The sequence below is a fragment of the Lachnoanaerobaculum sp. MSX33 genome, from assembly GCF_000512995.1.
Classification (GTDB): Bacteria; Bacillota; Clostridia; order Lachnospirales; family Lachnospiraceae; genus Lachnoanaerobaculum.
The window spans coordinates 1-703 of the sequence record NZ_AZXX01000052.1 but is presented as its reverse complement, the minus strand read 5'-3'; the positions used below and the strand labels follow the sequence as shown (position 1 = coordinate 703).

The 703-nt window shown below is 34.9% G+C and carries 1 protein-coding gene; it reads right to left on the bottom strand.

The features are described 5' to 3' along the window. On the bottom strand, positions 1-703 hold a 703-nt coding region (locus tag HMPREF1495_RS04680), incomplete at both ends, for an Rpn family recombination-promoting nuclease/putative transposase (protein ID WP_034212499.1).

The following is a 703-nucleotide window of genomic DNA, read 5'->3' as shown; positions in this document are numbered from 1 at the left end:
CGTATTTAACCTGCTTATTATATCGGCACCTTTTTCTATCCCTCTTGCCTCAACTATATCCAATACTTCGCACATATTCACAACCTCCTTCTTATTTGCTTCGTCTATAATATCTTCAAACCTCTTATCTCCTGTCATTGCAGACATTAGCATCAGTAATTCCTCTATATGACCTATTGACCTCTTATCTGCAACATAATTCTTATTTACCCGCATTTGATACAAATAATCTGCAAGTATCCAAAAGTCACTTTTAAAAGAATCTATTGTTTCTCTGTCCAGATATGCTATCTCAAATAAATTAATCTTATAGTCATTTACATATGGCTTAAGCTCTTCATCTATATCTAAAACCCCGAATAGATTCTTCGGGTATGTCCATTTTTTATCATAACCAAGATATAATACCAAGGTAATCACAGGGTATTTACTTTCACCATTACATTCTTTTCTGATCTGCCTTGTATACTCCAATCCGTCATATCCCATTACTCTTAGCGGCATAAATTTATCCGGATTTGTCTGATTCTCTATTCCTAAAAGTGCTATATTTATCTGACTGTCTTTCCAATATTTCGCAACATCTCTGTCTTGAAACCTGACTCTTCCGTCTATTTTTAATGCACTGTCTGTAACGGCATCAAAAAGTGTTTCTTCCTCTACCACTTTCTTCCCGCCAAACAACAATACATTTACTATATCC